At 59.9% G+C, this 15955-nt stretch carries 15 protein-coding genes; 4 read left to right on the forward strand and 11 right to left on the reverse strand.

The genetic code is table 11. From position 1 onward, the window contains the following. Positions 1 to 91: 91 nt before the first annotated feature. The 9 genes from AC1RQB_RS11455 to AC1RQB_RS11495 all read right to left on the reverse strand — a co-directional run bounded on the left by AC1RQB_RS11455 (position 92) and on the right by AC1RQB_RS11495 (position 10529). Complete coding sequence (locus AC1RQB_RS11455) at positions 92 to 718, reverse strand: ABC-type transport auxiliary lipoprotein family protein (RefSeq protein ID WP_008076275.1); 627 nt, start codon at positions 716 to 718, stop codon at positions 92 to 94. Further along, entirely contained in the window at positions 715 to 1653 is a 939-nt protein-coding gene (locus tag AC1RQB_RS11460; protein WP_063342005.1) for an MlaD family protein, read from the reverse strand. The genes AC1RQB_RS11455 and AC1RQB_RS11460 overlap by 4 nt, the downstream gene beginning before the upstream one ends. A gap of 1 nt (position 1654) precedes the next feature. After that, positions 1655 to 2458 carry an ABC transporter ATP-binding protein gene (locus tag AC1RQB_RS11465; protein WP_063342006.1) on the reverse strand — a complete coding sequence of 268 codons (804 nt, stop codon included), beginning with the start codon at positions 2456 to 2458 and terminating at the stop codon, positions 1655 to 1657. Beyond that, positions 2455 to 3603, reverse strand: a complete 1149-nt coding sequence (locus AC1RQB_RS11470; RefSeq protein ID WP_032830765.1) for an ABC transporter permease — start codon at positions 3601 to 3603, stop codon at positions 2455 to 2457. The genes AC1RQB_RS11465 and AC1RQB_RS11470 overlap by 4 nt, the downstream gene beginning before the upstream one ends. 54 nt (positions 3604 to 3657) lie before the next feature. Next, positions 3658 to 4686 (reverse strand): DUF5924 family protein, encoded by a 1029-nt coding sequence (locus AC1RQB_RS11475; RefSeq protein WP_063342007.1) that lies wholly within the window; start codon positions 4684 to 4686, stop codon positions 3658 to 3660. A gap of 238 nt (positions 4687 to 4924) precedes the next feature. Next, complete coding sequence (locus AC1RQB_RS11480) at positions 4925 to 6304, reverse strand: M16 family metallopeptidase (RefSeq protein WP_063342008.1); 1380 nt, start codon at positions 6302 to 6304, stop codon at positions 4925 to 4927. 56 nt (positions 6305 to 6360) lie between these two features. Further along, positions 6361 to 8019, reverse strand: coding sequence for a Na/Pi cotransporter family protein (locus AC1RQB_RS11485; RefSeq protein WP_063342009.1), 1659 nt, complete (start codon positions 8017 to 8019; stop codon positions 6361 to 6363). 348 nt (positions 8020 to 8367) lie between these two features. Further along, entirely contained in the window at positions 8368 to 9135 is a 768-nt protein-coding gene (locus AC1RQB_RS11490) for a TerC family protein (protein WP_008076283.1), read from the reverse strand. An 86-nt stretch (positions 9136 to 9221) separates the two neighbouring features. Continuing rightward, positions 9222 to 10529 carry a CitMHS family transporter gene (locus tag AC1RQB_RS11495; RefSeq protein WP_008076284.1) on the reverse strand — a complete coding sequence of 436 codons (1308 nt, stop codon included), beginning with the start codon at positions 10527 to 10529 and terminating at the stop codon, positions 9222 to 9224. Positions 10530 to 10850: 321 nt separating this feature from the next. Between AC1RQB_RS11495 and AC1RQB_RS11500 the strand changes: the two genes are divergently transcribed. Beyond that, entirely contained in the window at positions 10851 to 11252 is a 402-nt protein-coding gene (locus tag AC1RQB_RS11500; protein WP_063342010.1) for a GFA family protein, read from the forward strand. On the opposite strand, the gene AC1RQB_RS11505 is transcribed toward AC1RQB_RS11500, so the two are convergent. After that, on the reverse strand, positions 11253 to 11579 hold the full coding sequence (locus AC1RQB_RS11505; protein WP_063342011.1) for a DOPA 4,5-dioxygenase family protein: 327 nt from the start codon (positions 11577 to 11579) through the stop codon (positions 11253 to 11255). 84 nt (positions 11580 to 11663) lie between these two features. Between AC1RQB_RS11505 and AC1RQB_RS11510 the strand changes: the two genes are divergently transcribed. Beyond that, the gene (locus tag AC1RQB_RS11510; protein WP_008076292.1) at positions 11664 to 12326 is read left to right on the forward strand and encodes an NAD(P)-dependent oxidoreductase; all 663 of its coding nucleotides are present in this window, start codon (positions 11664 to 11666) and stop codon (positions 12324 to 12326) included. 69 nt (positions 12327 to 12395) lie between these two features. On the opposite strand, the gene AC1RQB_RS11515 is transcribed toward AC1RQB_RS11510, so the two are convergent. Further along, on the reverse strand, positions 12396 to 13346 hold the full coding sequence (locus AC1RQB_RS11515) for a choline sulfate utilization transcriptional regulator (RefSeq protein ID WP_063342012.1): 951 nt from the start codon (positions 13344 to 13346) through the stop codon (positions 12396 to 12398). A gap of 114 nt (positions 13347 to 13460) precedes the next feature. Between AC1RQB_RS11515 and betC the strand changes: the two genes are divergently transcribed. Both betC and choX read left to right on the forward strand, forming a co-directional pair. Further along, positions 13461 to 14975 carry a choline-sulfatase gene (gene betC, locus AC1RQB_RS11520; protein WP_063342013.1) on the forward strand — a complete coding sequence of 505 codons (1515 nt, stop codon included), beginning with the start codon at positions 13461 to 13463 and terminating at the stop codon, positions 14973 to 14975. A 16-nt stretch (positions 14976 to 14991) separates the two neighbouring features. Next, a complete protein-coding gene (gene choX, locus AC1RQB_RS11525) occupies positions 14992 to 15924 on the forward strand; it encodes a choline ABC transporter substrate-binding protein (protein ID WP_063342014.1) in 933 nt (310 codons plus the stop codon). Positions 15925 to 15955: the final 31 nt, after the last annotated feature.

Below are 15955 nucleotides of genomic sequence, written 5' to 3' on the forward strand. Positions count from 1 at the left end.
CCCCCCCCCCCCCCCCCCCCCCCCCCCCCCCCCCCCCCCCCCCCCCCCCCCCCCCCCCCCCCCGCTCCCACATTAGATGTGCGTCCGACTTTTATGGCCTCAGCGGCGGCGCAACTTTCTGACCTTGCTCCACCGTCCAGGCCACCACCTGCGCCGTCAATTGATCGCTGGCCTGACCAAAACCGGTCACCACCGCCGGCACCTTCACATCGCTCAACGGCTGACGCACTTCAAAGCGTCGGCTGGCGAGGATTCGCTGGTCATACCCACGCACCAACAACGCATCCAGGCGCACGACCACGCTCGCAGCCGTACCTTGGTACTCGGTCTGGAACGCTTGCAGGTTGCCGCCCAGTTCCAGGTCTGCCTGGAAATTACTGTCATCGGTGCTGAGCAATGGCACGCGACCGTCACGCTGGAAACCATCGAGCAGGCGATTGCGCAACAGCACCGGTGCCGGATCGCTCCAGCGTGAAGCCTTGTAGCTGCTGATCAGATCACCCTGAGGGATTACGGCGATTTTCGGGTTGTTCAAGGCTTCGCTGGTTTGAGGCTTGGCCAGCCGCAACGACCAGCGCTGCGGCGTGCCGTGTTGGGCCGATGCGTCGCGCTGTGCCGACGGCAGTCGATAGACATCGGACGGCTCGGCCTTGGGGAAAATCGAACAGGAAGCGATCAACGCAAAACCGGCGAGGAGGGCGAGATGAGCCAGTTTCATGGCGTGAACTCCTTGTTTTTGTCGCTGCCCAGCAGGTAACCGCTGGGGTTGGCCTCAAGCCGCTGGGAAATGGTCCGCAACGAACTCAAGGTATCGCGCAGCTCACGCACCGCCGGCGCCAGGCCATTGAGGCCCTGCATGCCGCTGTTGAGGGAATCCTGATTGGCGGAGAGCAACGTGTTGATGGTCGCGCTACTTTGTTCCAGGGACTTCATGGCTTGCTCGGCACTGCCGAACATCTGCTTGCCCTGATCGTTGAGCAGGCCGTTGGCGTTGCGCATCAACGCGGTGGTCTGTTCCAGGGTGGCGCTGGCCTGCTTGCCAACCGAAGCCAGTTGCTGCATCGCCTGACGAATATCGCCGCGCTGATCGGCAATGGTGCCGGTGGTTTGCTCCAGGTGCTCCAGGGTGCTGCTGATACGCCCGACGTTCTCCGAGGAAAACAACTGATTGGCGTTGTGCATCAACACGTTCACGCCCGCCATCAGATCGTTGCTGTCATTCATCAACCGGGCAATGGGCGAGGGCGATGCAACGATTGTCGGCAAATTGCCGTCCTTGCCCTTGAGCGTCGGACTTTGTGGCGTGCCGCCGCTGAGCTGGATGATCGAGGTCCCGGTGATCCCGGTCAGCGCCAGCTTGGCCTGAGTGTCTTCTTTGATCGGAGTGTCTCCGCCCAGGCGAATCCGCGCCAACACCCGGCGCGGATCGTTCGGGTCCAGGCGCAGCATCACCACGTCGCCGACCTTGATCCCGCTGTACTGCACGGCGCTGCCCTTGGACAGGCCGCTGACCGCCTCGTTGAAGACGATTTCGTAATCCTTGAATTCGGTATCGACGCTGGATTTGGCCAGCCACAGACCGAAGAGCAGGGCGCCTGCCACCACTATGACGGTGAACAGGCCAATCAATACGTGATGGGCTCGGGTTTCCATGTCAGACCTCATTGAGCTGGTTAGCGGCCGTCAGCGCCGCGCGGCCGCGAGGGCCATGGAAGTATTCGTGAATCCACGCATCATCGGTTTCCGACACCTTGTCGATGGCGTCCGCCACCAGCACTTTCTTCTGCGCCAGCACCGCCACTCGGTCGGTGATGGTGTAGAGCGTGTCGAGGTCGTGGGTCACCAGAAACACGCTCAGGCCCAAGGCATCGCGCAGAGTCAGGATCAGTTGATCGAAGCCTGCGGCGCCAATCGGGTCTAGACCGGCGGTGGGCTCGTCGAGGAACAGGATGTCCGGGTCCAGCGCCAGCGCTCGGGCCAGGGCCGCGCGCTTGATCATGCCGCCGGACAGTGAAGCCGGGTATTTGTCGGCCGCCGACAACGGCAGCCCGGCCAACGCCATTTTCACTGCCGCCAGGTGCTCGGCGTCGGCACGGCTCAGGCCGGCGTGTTCAATCAGGGGCAGGGCGACGTTCTCGGTCACGGTGAGCGAAGAGAACAAGGCGCCTTTCTGGAACAACACACCGAACCGCCGTTCGACCAGCGAGCGCTCGTGCTCCGACAGGCTCGGCAAGTTCTTGCCGAAGACCTTCACCAGCCCTTCGCTGGGCTGACGCAGGCCGACAATGCTGCGCAGCAGCACCGATTTGCCGCTGCCAGAACCGCCGACCACCGCCAGAATCTCGCCCTTGTACAAGTCCAGGTCGAGGTTCTCGTGCACGCTCTGGCGGCCGAAGCGATTGCACAGCCCACGGACTTCGATCACTGCCTCTGAAGGCGCTCGGGGTAAACGACTCACCAGTCCATCTCCATGAAAAACAACGCAGCCACGGCGTCGAGCACGATCACCACGAAAATCGACTGCACCACACTGGACGTGGTGTGCGCGCCGACGGACTCGGCGCTGCCGCTAACCTTGAAGCCCTCGAGGCAGCCGATGGCGGCAATCAGGAACGCAAAAATCGGCGCTTTGACGATCCCCACCAGAAAGTGCTGAACGCCGATGTCCGATTGCAGCAGTGACAGGAACATCGCCGGTGAGATATCCAGCGACAGCGCGCAGACCACGCCACCGCCGACAATCCCTGACACCATCGCCAGAAAGGTCAACATCGGCAGCGCCACCAGCAACGCCAGGACGCGGGGGACTACCAGCAACTCCATCGGGTCGAGGCCGAGGGTGCGGATCGCGTCGATTTCTTCGTTGGCCTTCATCGAACCGATCTGCGCGGTGAACGCACTGGCGGTGCGGCCCGCCATCAGGATCGCCGTGAGCAACACGCCGAACTCCCGCAGAAAAGAGAACGCCACCAGGTCCACGGTGAAAATACTCGCACCGAAACTCGCCAGCACCGTCGCCCCGAGAAACGCCACCACAGCCCCCACCAAAAACGTCAGCAAGGCGACGATGGGGGCGGCGTCGAGGCCGGTCTGTTCGATGTGGGCGACCATCGGTGTGAGACGCCAGCGCTTTGGACGAAACAGCCCGCGAGCGATGGTTTCCAGGATCAGGCCGACGAAACCCAACAATTGCAACGTGTCCTGCCAGACCGCGTCGACCGCGCGGCCGATGCGGGTCAGCAGTTGAATGCCGACGCTGATTTCCGGTTCTTTGATCGGCACGCAGAAATCGGTCAGCGAGCAGTACACCGTCTGCAACAAGGCGCGATCCGCGGAGGAAAGGGTGCAATCGGGGTGTTCGGCAGATTTGCCCAGACGCTCGGCCCCCAGCAGCTCCACCAGCAATGACGCACCCGCCGTATCGAGCGCGCCGAGGCCATTGAGATCGATGTGGGTGTTGTTGTCGTATTGGCCACGGAGCTTTTCGCTCAGGCGGCTGAGATCGGCGTAATGGGCAAGCGTCCAGTCACCCGTGACCCGCAACAGGGCAGGGCTGTGCGAGGTGTCCAGTCGGGCACTGCCAGGCATTGTGCTGCTAGTCATAAGCTCCGTGCTTGTTCGGCTATTACGCAGATCAGACTAATAGCACGAACCGCGTTACTTTTCTTTGATGGGTGTGCTGTCCATGACTTTGAAGCGCAACACGCCAATCAACTGACCGTCTTCAGTCAGCACCCGAACCTGCCATTTGCCTGCGGGGTTGCCGGGGAAGTTCTGCTTGTGAGTCCACGCACGGTAGCCTTCCTTGCGCCCCCCGTTGATATCCAGCGGGATACGGTCGACTTCTTTACCGTTGAACATCCAGACGTGATAAATCCGTTCGGCCAGACCTCGCGGAGCATTGATCGCGGTGTACGCATACAGCCCACCCCCACGAATCTGTTCGGCGCTGACTTCTTCCAGGCTCTTGCCGGGTGTTCGATCCTGCATTTGAGTGCTGATCGCCACCTCGGTCATCCACAGCGTCGCCGGTGGAACCCAGGAGCGCAGCACCCAACCAGCGGCGCCGATGCCGACGGTGATGCTGAGGATCGCCAGCGCATTGCGCACAGTGCGAATCGGGAAGATCGAGGCCAGGCTCGGGAACGACAGCAGCATGGCAATGCCTAGCGCCAGCTTGAAGCTTTGGGCGGTGGTCAGGTGCAGGATGACGGGCAGGGCGGTCAACAGGGCCGCGAACAGGGTCAGGGTGTGCAGCGCCAGGAACGCCCAGCGGCGCGGTGCCAGCCATTTGTAGTAGAGCGGGTCGATGATCGAAATCAGCGCCGCCATGCTCAGTAATCCAGTGAAGAACAACTGGCCGCTGTTCCAGGTGGTGGTGATTAAAAAGAACGGCAGGACGAAGAACAGACTTTCCTGATGGATCATCTGCGTTGCGTAACGCAGCAGTGGCTGGGGTATTTCGCGCTTGAAGACCCTGGCGAACAGCTTGGTGAGGCTGTTTTCCAGCATCAACCAGACCCAGCTGATCAGCATGATGGTGGTGATCCACGTCGCCAGACCTTGTTGGCGATCCACCAGCATGAAGCTGCCGACCCCTGAAATGAAGCCGCCGAGCGCAATGACCCCGGGATAGCGCTTGATCAACTCCAGGAGGCGCTGTACGTACAGGGTCAGGTTCGGCATTCGGCGACTCACAATAGTCGTGGGAAAAATCCTCGACAGGGTACCGCCCGAGGGGTCCTGTGGCGAGGCTTGCGGTCACTTTGATCGAACCCAAAACCCTGTGGCGAGGGAGCTTGCTCCCGCTCGGCTGCGCAGCAGTCGCAATATCGGTGAATGCGGTGTGTCTGATAAACCGGGGTGCCATTTTTCAGGGCCGCTTCGCAGCCCAACGGGAGCAAGCTCCCTCGCCACAGGGAAATCATTTCTTTCTGCGGTGAACGCGCCAACCCAATATTCCAAGCACCATCAGTCCAAATCCCCCGACAATCGCCCACATCACCTGGTCATAACTCATCAGCGGCTTCTCGATCCGCAGATATCCCGGTTGCAGCAGCAATTCACGCATCGCCTTGTTCGCCTCGGCCAGTGTTACGTCTTGCAGTGCCTTGGCCGGGTTGAGGAAATGGCCATCCTCGTAGTCGCCAAGAGCGCTCCAGTAATAGTCCGCCAGGGCGCTGTTGCCTTGCACGGCCCAGGCCTGGCGAGCGATGGCGGCTTGCTTGAGACGGGCGAAGGTGGCGGCATCGAGGCCGTTCTTGAGCAGATCGGCTTTAAGCTCATCCAGCACCTGTTCCGCTGCCAGCACATCGTCGCGATCAAGGTCGGCGTTCAGGCTCATGAAGCCCACCCCGCCAAATACCTCGCGCTCGGCCGAGGGACCGTAGGACAACCCATGGGCCAGGCGCAATTGGCGATAGAGCGCCCAGTCCAGATAGTCCTTGAGCAAGTCGAAGGTTTCGTCGTGCTGGTCTTCCAGCACCGGTTCCGGCACCAGCCAATGCAATTTGGCACCGCCACCGACGAAACCGTTACTCAAATTGCGCTCATGGGCCGCGCTGGCCTGAATGTCTGGCAGCGGCAGGTGAGTGCTAGGCTCAACCGCTTCGAGCGCGCCATAGGCCCGTTCCAGATAGGCCGGCAGCAAGCGGTCGAGGTCGCCGACCACGATCAGGGTCATGTTGTTGGGCGCGTACCAAGCCTTGCGCACCTTCTCCAATTGCTCGCGGGTCAGGTGATCGACTTGCGCGCGCTCGGGGCATTTGAGGCCCAGTTCCACCGCCAACTGATTACTCGCGGTGTGCCCCAGATCCTGGCGATCCAGCCAGCGTTGCAGGTGCGAGTAATGACCACCGTCTTCGCGCTCGACCACTTGCTTGGCGACGTTGATGGCATTGTCGTCGATACGGGTCTGGGTCAGCAGCGCCAACAGCAGGTCGAGGACCTTGCGCTGGTTTTTCGCCGGGGCTTCGATGACGAAAGTCGTGTCGGCATTGCTGGTGTAGGCATTCCATTCACCGCCCAGGGCCTGCATGCGTTCTTCCAGGCCGCCTTCGCCGGTGGCGTCGATGCCGCTGAACAGCAAGTGTTCGAGCAGATGCGGCAGTTCCTTGTCGGCGCAGCTGAAATCATCCAGGCCTACGCCAACCACCAACCGGATCGCCACATGCCCGCGCTCGGTGCCCGGTTTGAGGACCAATTGCAGGCCGTTGCGCAACGTGTAGCCCTCGACCTGGAAGCGATCCAGGGCAAATGAAGGCAGTGAGCCGAGCAGCAGACAAGCGAACAGCAGACAACGCATAACGAATTTCCGTACGACCAGCGTAAGTTCAACAGACTTCAAGCAACTGTGGACGTTCAGGGTGAATGAGTGATGTCAGTCAAATCGTCGACCGCCAGAGCGCCGGTGTCCGAAGTGCCCAACACTGCATAGGCGCTGCTGCAGAACAGCGAGTTCAAGCGTCTCATGTCAGCAATCAGTTCCAGATGCAGCGAACTGGTCTCGATACTTTGCACGATCTTACGGTTTAAACGGCTGACATGAGCGTGGGCCAGGCGGCGTTCCTGTGCGCGAAAGCGACGTTTCTCACGCAGTAACTGGCGAGCACTTTCCGGGTCGGCACTGAGAAATACCGACAACCCCAGACGCAGGTTGGCAATCAGCTGACTGTGCAGCCCCGCCAACTCCTCCAGGCCCACCTCGGAAAAAGACCGGCGTTGCGAGGTTTTCTGCTGCTGAACCTTGCGCAGCATACGTTCGATCAGGTCGCTGGAGAGTTTCAGATTGATCGCCAGCTCGATGGTTTCCGCCCAGCGCCGACTGTCCTGCTCGCTGAGGTCTTCGCGCGGCATTTGCGCCAGATAGAGTTTGATGGCGCTGTAGAGCGCTTCAACATCATCGGTCAGGCGACGAATTTCCTGGGTGACGGCGGTCTGCTTGCCGCGCAGCACGGCGAGCATGGCTTCGAGCATGCTGTCGACCAGATCGCCGATGCGCAGGGTTTCCCGGGCAGCATTGGCCAGCGCCAGACTCGGGGTGACCAATGCCGTCGGGTCAAGATGCCGTGGTTTGGCCGTGCCATTGATGTCCGGCCGCTCCGGCAGCAACCATGCACAGAGCTTGGCCATCGGCCCGACGCTGGGCAACAGGATCAGACAACGCGCGGTGTTGTAGAGCAGGTGGAAGCCGATGACCATTTCCTGAGGGCTGAAGTCGAGGCTGTCGATCCAGTGCGCCAGCGGATCGAGCACCGGAATGATCAGCAGCAGGCCAATCAGTTTGTATAACAGGCTGCCAAGCGCCACCTGACGCCCGGCCGCGTTCTGCATGCTGGTGCTGAGGAAAGCCAGAATGCCGCTGCCGATGTTGGCGCCGATCACCAGGCCGATGGCCACTGGCAGACTGATCACGTTGGCACCGGCAAGGGTCGCGGTCAGCAAAACGGCGGCCAGGCTGGAGTAGGAAATCATCGCGAACAGCGCGCCGACCAAGGCATCGAGCAGGATGTCGCCGGTCAGGGAGGCGAAGATGACCTTCACCCCTTGCGCCTGAGTAATCGGCGCGGCGGCCTCGACGATCAGTTGCAGCGCCAGAATGATCAGCCCCAGACCAATGCCGACACGGCCCATCTGTCCGACCCGGGTTTGCTTGCGCGACAGAAAGAAAATCACCCCGAGGAAAATCAGCAGCGGCGACAGCCACGACAAGTCGAGAGTCAGTACCCGCGCCATCAGCGCGGTACCCACGTCGGCACCGAGCATGGTCGCCAAAGCCGGAGTCAGCGCCATCAGGCCCTGACCGACAAATGAGGTCACGAGCATGGCGGTGGCATTGCTGCTCTGGACCATGGCGGTCACCATGATTCCGGCGAGAAACGCCAGCCAGCGCCTGGACATGTTATGGGCGATCACATGGCGCAAATTGGAGCCATAAACCCGCAAGATGCCGGTTCGAACGATGTGCGTGCCCCAGATCAAAAGGGCCACGGCGGATAACAGATTGAGCAGGGTGAGCATACAGGCCCCCTGTGGTGGTAGCGCCCCAAGGGGGCAAGTCGACGGTGCTGCGCGTTTTTCTACGTTCTGTACATAAGCTGTAGTTGGCTAACGGTCTGGACGCCAGCATCGCATAGCTAAAGAGGCGATTGAAACAAAACTGTCATGAAAACAGTTTGCTTCAAAAACGAACAAAGGGCCGTAGGCCCTTTGTTCTTGTGGCGAGGGAGCTTGCTCCCGCTCGGTTGCGAAGCAGCCGCAATATAGGCCTCCGCGATTTTATTGAGTAATCGCAGTGACTGGTTTCAGGGCCGCTTCGCGGCCCAGCGGGAGCAAGCTCCCTCGCCACAGAGATCCCATTGGGACCGGTTACTGCCCCGGAACATCCTTGCGCAGTTTTACCGGCTCCTGCTGCTTCCTCTTTTTCATCATCGCGGTGCGCATCTTGATGTTGATCGCTTCCACCGCCAGCGAGAACGCCATGGCGAAGTAGACGTAGCCTTTTGGCAAGTGCACGTCGAGCGATTCGGCGATCAGCACGGTACCCACCAGCAACAGGAACGACAGCGCCAGCATCTTCAGCGACGGGTGCTTGTCGATGAACTCGCTGATGGTGCCAGAAGCCCACATCATCACTAGCACTGCAACGACAATTGCCGCGACCATGACCGGTACGTGGGACACCATGCCCACCGCGGTGATCACCGAGTCCAGCGAGAACACGATGTCGATGATCGCGATCTGGATGATGGTGTACAGGAAGTTGCCGCCCTTGCCCGAAGGCTCGTCGCCGACTTCATCTTCACCTTCCAGTGCGTGGTACATCTCTTGCGAGCTCTTCCACAGCAGGAACAGACCACCGAAGAACAGGATCAGGTCACGCCCGGAAATACCCTGGCCGAACACTTCGAACAGGTCGGCGGTGAGACGCATGACCCAGGTGATCGACAGCAGCAACAGGATCCGCGTGATCATGGCCAGCGCCAGGCCGAAAATCCGGGTGCGCGCCTGCATGTGCTTGGGCATGCGGCTGACCAGGATCGAGATCATGATGATGTTGTCGATGCCCAGGACGATCTCCAGGGCAGTCAGGGTGAAGAAGGCAACCCAGATTTCAGGGTTGGTCAGCCATTCCATGTGTATTCCTTTGAGCGAGTGTTTAAACCACAAAGGGCCCAGGCTTCAAACAACAAAGCCTGGACCCGTCATGGTGAGTCTTGGGCTTATAGAGTGCTGAACAGCGGGAAAATCCCCATCAGCAATGCAGCGACCAGTATGCACAGGCAAACCAGCACTGCCCACTTCAAGGTGAACCGCTGATGATCACCGAATTCGATACCGGCCAGGGCCACCAACAGGTAAGTCGATGGTACCAGCGGGCTCAGCAAGTGGACGGGCTGACCGACGATCGAGGCACGTGCCATTTCCACCGCGGTTATACCGTAATGACTGGCGGCTTCGGCAAGTACCGGTAACACGCCGTAATAAAATGCATCGTTCGACATGAAGAACGTGAACGGCATGCTAACCAGCGCGGTAATCACAGCCAGGTACGGGCCGAGGAAATCGGGGATAACCGCCAGCAGGCTTTTCGACATGGCATCGACCATGCCGGTGCCCGACAGGATACCGGTGAAGATACCCGCGGCAAAGATCAACCCGACCACCGCCAGTACGCTACCGGCGTGGGCCGCAACGCGGTCCTTCTGCTGTTGCAGGCACGGGTAGTTGACGATCATCGCAATACTGAACGCCACCATGAACAGCACTGGCAGCGGCAACAGGCCGGCGACCAGCGTGCACATCAGGCCCAGGGTCAAGGCGCCGTTGAACCAGATCAGCTTTGGACGACGGGCATCCGGGAACTGCGAAACGCTGATTTCGCTGTGATCGACTTCATCACCGACCAGGTGCAGTTCACCCAGACGCGCACGCTCGCGTTTACCGTAGAAGTAGGCAATCGCCAGGATAGCCACCACGCCGGCCAGCATTGCTGGAATCATTGGCACAAAGATGTCGGACGGATCGACATGCAGCGCACTGGCCGCACGAGCCGTCGGGCCGCCCCAAGGGGTCATGTTCATCACGCCGCCGGCGAGGATGATCAGACCGGCCATGATCCGCGGGCTCATGCCGATGCGGCTGTAGAGCGGCAGCATGGCGGCTACGCAGATCATGTAAGTGGTCGCGCCGTCACCGTCCATGGACACGATCAGCGCCAGTACGGCGGTACCGACCGAAACTTTCAGCGGGTCGCCCTTGACCAGTTTGAGGATCTTGCGCACGGCCGGGTCGAACAGACCGGAGTCGATCATCAGGGCGAAGTAGAGAATGGCGAACATCAGCATCACGCCGGTCGGCGCGAGCTTGGTGATGCCTTCAAGCATCATCGGACCGATCTTCGGCGAGAAACCGCCGAACAGGGCGAAGATAATCGGGATGATGATCAGAGCGATCAGCGCGGACAGGCGCTTGGTCATGATCAGGAACATGAACGTGATGACCATGGCGAAGCCAAGGAAAGTCAGCATAGGAATACTCCAGGCGTAGCGCGGCTAGGGAATGGCGAACCGGATAGGGTCAGCGCAGAACGGGAAGCACGAGACGTACGGGCGGAGTGACAGCGAAGAGGCGGGTAGTAGCGGACATCAGAATCACCATTGTTGTTGTTTAATGGACCGGGCGGGCGATAAAACACTCGCATTGGCCAACCGGTCTGTTGCCGGCAGTGAGGGCGATCCTAATCGGGGAAGCTTTCAGCCAGCTTTCGCTGGTGAAAGCTTTGACCGAATGTGCAACCGGTCGTCGGGCCGGGTTTAGAGTCCGTAAACACGGGGTCAGGAGCAAAAGACATGGGCGAATTTCACACCGGCGGCTGCCACTGCGGACAAATGCGCTATCAATTCAGCGGGCCATTGCACGACATCGCGCACTGCCATTGCTCGATTTGCCGACGGGTCAGCGGCGGGATCGTGACCACCTGGATCACCGTGCCCGCCTCAGTATTTGAATGGATGGCGGGTACGCCGTCCCGGTATGAGTCTTCGTCCACCTGCGTGCGGTATTTCTGCCGCAATTGTGGGGCGCAACTGGCGCTGGTGACGCAGCTCAGCCCCGAGAGCATCGATGTGACCATCGCCACCCTCGACCATCCCGAGCAGGCTCCGGCCGAGCGGCATATCTGGACTGACAGTCGTTTGCCGTGGCTGCATCTGGACGAGCACTTGCCCGGTGAAGCCCAAGAACAACTCTGATCAGAAAACAGACAGGTTCAGCGGCCGGATCGCGCCCATCCAGATCGCATGTTCAGTGTGGTCGAGCAGATCGTCGCCCGTGTCCGGGTGCAGGAATATCACCAATCCCTTGCGGTTGAGCGCCAGCCATGGCAATACCTCACCCATGTATTGGGGCTCGAAAGCCAATTGGCAGCTCCAGTCCGGGTGCGGGCCGACCGGGCGTTCGTGCATGCGCCCCATTTTCAGGGGAAACAATTGCGCGGCCTGCTCACACAAGGCCCGTGCCTGTGGCAGGGTGCTGGCATCGAAATAGACATGGGCGTGGTAACCCTTGATCTGTTGCATCTCAAACCCCCTAAACTACTTGTCGAACCCACCCCACTTCCCGCAGGTCACACGCTATATAGGCAGCAAGTACGGAGCACATCCATGAAAAATGCCGAAACCCCAGTGGTGAAGGTGGTGCTTTATGGTGCCATGAGTAGCCTGGGCAGTGCGCTGATGGCTGAAATGCTGCGACGCCAGCATGAAGTGATCGCGATTCTCGATGACCTGAACGCGCTCGCGCCGCGCCCGGGTTTGCGTACCAAGACCGGCGATCTGTTCGATGCCAAGCGGGTCAAGCAGAGCGTGGCCGGCTGTTCGGCGGTGATCTGCCTGCTCGATGCGCCAGGGTTGCCGATGAACAGTGAACACATCGAAAAATCCATCGTACCCGGCCCGGTCGAGGAGGTGCTGGCGGTGGATGCACTGATCGACGGCATGCAGGCCGCAGGCATTGCCCGGCTGTTTGTGGTGGGCGATTTCGAGGTGCTGGACGACCCGGAAATAGAAGACCCGTTGCAACGCCACGCCGCCGAAGAAATCCGCGAGTCTCTGCAAAGCAGCTCGTTGCACTGGACCTTGGTGAATGCACCTCGCCGCGTGCCCGGGCTGACCATCGAGCATTTCAGTCACGTCAGCAGTAGCCTGGAACCTGGCCTGGCCACAGCGCTGGAACGGCTGAACAGGGTAGCCGTAGGGATTGCCGATGAGCTGCACCTGAACCTGCATGTGGGTGAGCATGTGAGTTTTATTGCGACGTCGGAATAGTAAAAGATCGCAGCCTTCGGCAGCGCCCACAGGCGCGTAGGAGCTGCCGAAGGCTGCGATCTTTTCGCTTTACACCGCAATCGAAGGCAAAGGGAGACCATTGAGCGATTGCGCACTGCAGGCCTGTTCCGCCATCAACCAATCCACAAACAGCTGAATCAACGCCCTACGCCGTTTGCGCTGGGGCAGGACCACGTAATACCCCAGCCTGGAAATCACCGTGTCGGCGATCGGGCGACACAACAGACCTTGCGCCAACAAGTTATCCACAAGGTGGCGCCAACCGATCGCAACGCCCTGGCCGCCAATCGCCGCCTGAATCAGCAAGGTGTAATTGTCGAAGCGCAGTTGCCCCGGAGCCGGGGCCGATGTGATCCCCAGCTCGCGAAACACGCCGCTCCAGTCGAACCAGTTACTGCTGTGTTCGCCTCGCAGGTGCAGCAGCGGAAACTCCAGCAATGACTGGGCCGGCAAGGGCAGGGCACGGTCCTTCAATAGCAGCGGGCTGCACACCGGAAACACCTCTTCGCTGAACAGCCAGTGGCTCTCACCCTGCTTGAACCGGCCATCACCAAACAGCACCGCCACATCGATATCGGTTCGCAGCATGTTGTGGCTGCGTTCGCTGGTGACCAGGCTGACGTCCACTTGAGGGTTGGCGGTATGGAAGCGGTGCAGACGCGGCATCAGCCAGTACGCGGCGAAGGCAAAATCGGTGGCCACTTGCAACACTTCGTGTTGTTGCTGTGCGCTGATTGCGCTCAATCCTGCTTCGATATTCTGCAAACCGAGCTGAACTTGCTCGAACAGAATGGTCCCGGCCTCAGTCAGCTCAATACCGCGATAGATACGGTCGAACAACCGGGTAGCGAGCTGTTCTTCCAATCGCTTGATTTGCTGACTGATGGCCGGTTGCGTGGTGCCGAGCTCCACCGCGGCGGCGGTGAAACTGCGTTGCCGGGCTGCGGCTTCAAAGGCACGCAGCAGGTCCAGGGACAAATCACCGAGGGCGTCATACATAAGCTGTGCTTATCCTAGTCATTGCCTGGCATGGGCTTTACCACAAAGATTATGGACTCCATGCTCGATCACAGCACTCTCGCATAAATATCCACTATGGAATGCCGCGATCACATGAAGCGCAAAAATATTCTTTTCATCATGGCCGATCAAATGGCCGCGCCAATGTTGCCGTTCTACGGCCCTTCGCCTATCAAACTGCCGAATCTCAGCCGCCTCGCCGCCGAAGGCGTGGTGTTCGACGCCGCGTACTGCAACAGCCCACTCTGCGCGCCATCGCGTTTCACCCTGGTCAGTGGTCAGCTGCCGAGCAAGATCGGCGCTTACGACAACGCGGCCGATTTCCCCGCCGACGTACCGACCTATGCCCATTACCTTCGGCGCCTCGGTTACCGCACCGCGCTGTCGGGCAAAATGCACTTCTGCGGCCCGGACCAATTGCACGGCTACGAAGAACGCCTGACCAGCGACATCTACCCGGCCGATTACGGTTGGTCGGTGAACTGGGATGAGCCGGACGTACGCCCAACCTGGTATCACAACATGTCGTCGGTCCTGCAAGCCGGCCCATGCGTGCGCACCAATCAGCTGGATTTCGACGAAGAGGTGGTGTTCAAGGCCCAGCAATACCTGTTCGATCACATCCGCGAGGATGGCGATCAGCCGTTCTGCCTGACCGTGTCGATGACTCACCCACACGACCCGTACACAATTCCTAAAACTTTCTGGGACATGTACGACGACGCCGACATCCCTTTGCCCGAAACACCTGCACAGGATCAACTTGATCCTCACTCCCAGCGTCTGCTCAAAGTCTATGACCTGTGGGACAAGCCGCTGCCTGTGGATAAGATTCGCGACGCGCGCCGTGCCTACTTCGGTGCGTGCAGCTATATCGACAGCAACGTCGGCAAACTTCTGCAAACACTCGAGGAAACCGGGCTGATCGATGACACCATCATCGTATTCTCCGGTGACCACGGCGACATGCTCGGCGAGCGCGGCCTCTGGTACAAAATGCACTGGTACGAAATGGCTGCCCGTGTACCGCTGTTGATCAGTGCACCAGGGCAATTCGGGGCTGGGCGGGTCAGCGCAGCGGTGTCCACTGCCGACCTGCTGCCGACGTTTGTCGAACTGGCCGGTGGCTCACTGGAGCCTGGTCTGCCGTTGGACGGCCGCTCTCTGGTTTCGCATCTGCAAGGGCAGGGCGGTCACGACGAAGTTTTCGGTGAGTACATGGCCGAAGGCACCATCAGCCCGTTGATGATGATTCGCCGTGGCGCCTACAAATTCATCTACAGCGAAGACGACCCTTGCCTACTCTTCGATGTACATAACGACCCGAAGGAACAGGAAGAACTCAGCCAATCGCCGCAATATCGGCAGCTTTTCGATGAGTTTCTCGCCCAAGCGCGGGCCAAATGGGATATCCCGTCGATCCACCAACAGGTGCTCGCCAGTCAGCGACGCCGGCGTTTCGTCGCCGACGCCCTGACCATCGGCAAGCTGAAGAGCTGGGATCACCAGCCGCTGGTAGACGCCAGTCAGCAATACATGCGCAACCACATCGACCTCGACGATCTGGAACGTAAAGCACGTTATCCACAACCCTGCCAAAACCAATAACGTTAAGGGGAAGTCCATGCAAAGGTTATCCACAGTACTGACGGTCGGGCTTCTGGCTCTGGGCAGTGCCTCGGCCTACGCCGAGCAAAGCTGCGAGACGGTGAAAATGGCCGACCCTGGCTGGAGCGACATCGCTGCAACCAACGCCATCACCGGGTTTCTGCTGGACGGCATGGGCTACAAGGCCAAGGTCGACACGCTGGCAGTGCCAATCACCTTTGGCGGTCTGAAGGATGGCCAGGTGGACGTGTTCCTGGGTAACTGGATGCCGGCGCAGCAGGGCTTCTACGACAAGTTCGTGGCCAATGGCGACGTTACTCAACTGGCGAAGAACCTCGACGGCACCGAGTTTACGCTGGCGGTCCCGGATTACGTTTGGGACGCGGGTGTGCATAACTTTAATGACTTGAACAAGTACGCCGAGCTACACCCAAAAGAAGTCGACAAGAAGATCTATGGCATCGGCTCAGGCGCCCCGGCGAACATTTCGCTGCAAGAGATCATCAAGAAGAACGACTTCGACCTGGGTCAGTGGAAGCTGATCGAGTCCAGCGAACAGGCGATGCTGGCCGAAGTGTCTCGGGCGGTGAAGAAACAGAAGTTCGTGACCTTCCTCGGCTGGACGCCACACCCGATGAATGTGCAGCTGAAAATGCACTACCTGAAGGGCGGCGAGAAGTACTTCGGCGACACCGGTAGCGTTTATACACTGACCCGCAAAGGTTATGCACAGGCCTGCCCGAACGTCGGCAAGCTGCTCACCAACCTGAGTTTTACCCAGGAAATGGAGAACAGCATCATGGCCGAAGTGGTGAATAAAAAGGTCAGTAATGCCGAGGCGGCCAAGGCGTGGATCAAGGCTAATCCGGCGGTGCTGGATAAGTGGCTGGACGGGGTGAAGACCGTGGATGGAAAGGATGCGCTGGGGGCGGTGAAGGCGAAGCTGTAACTCCCTGCGCTGATCGTTCCCACGCTCCGCG

The sequence above is a fragment of the Pseudomonas sp. GW822-FHT02E03 genome (assembly GCF_058802325.1).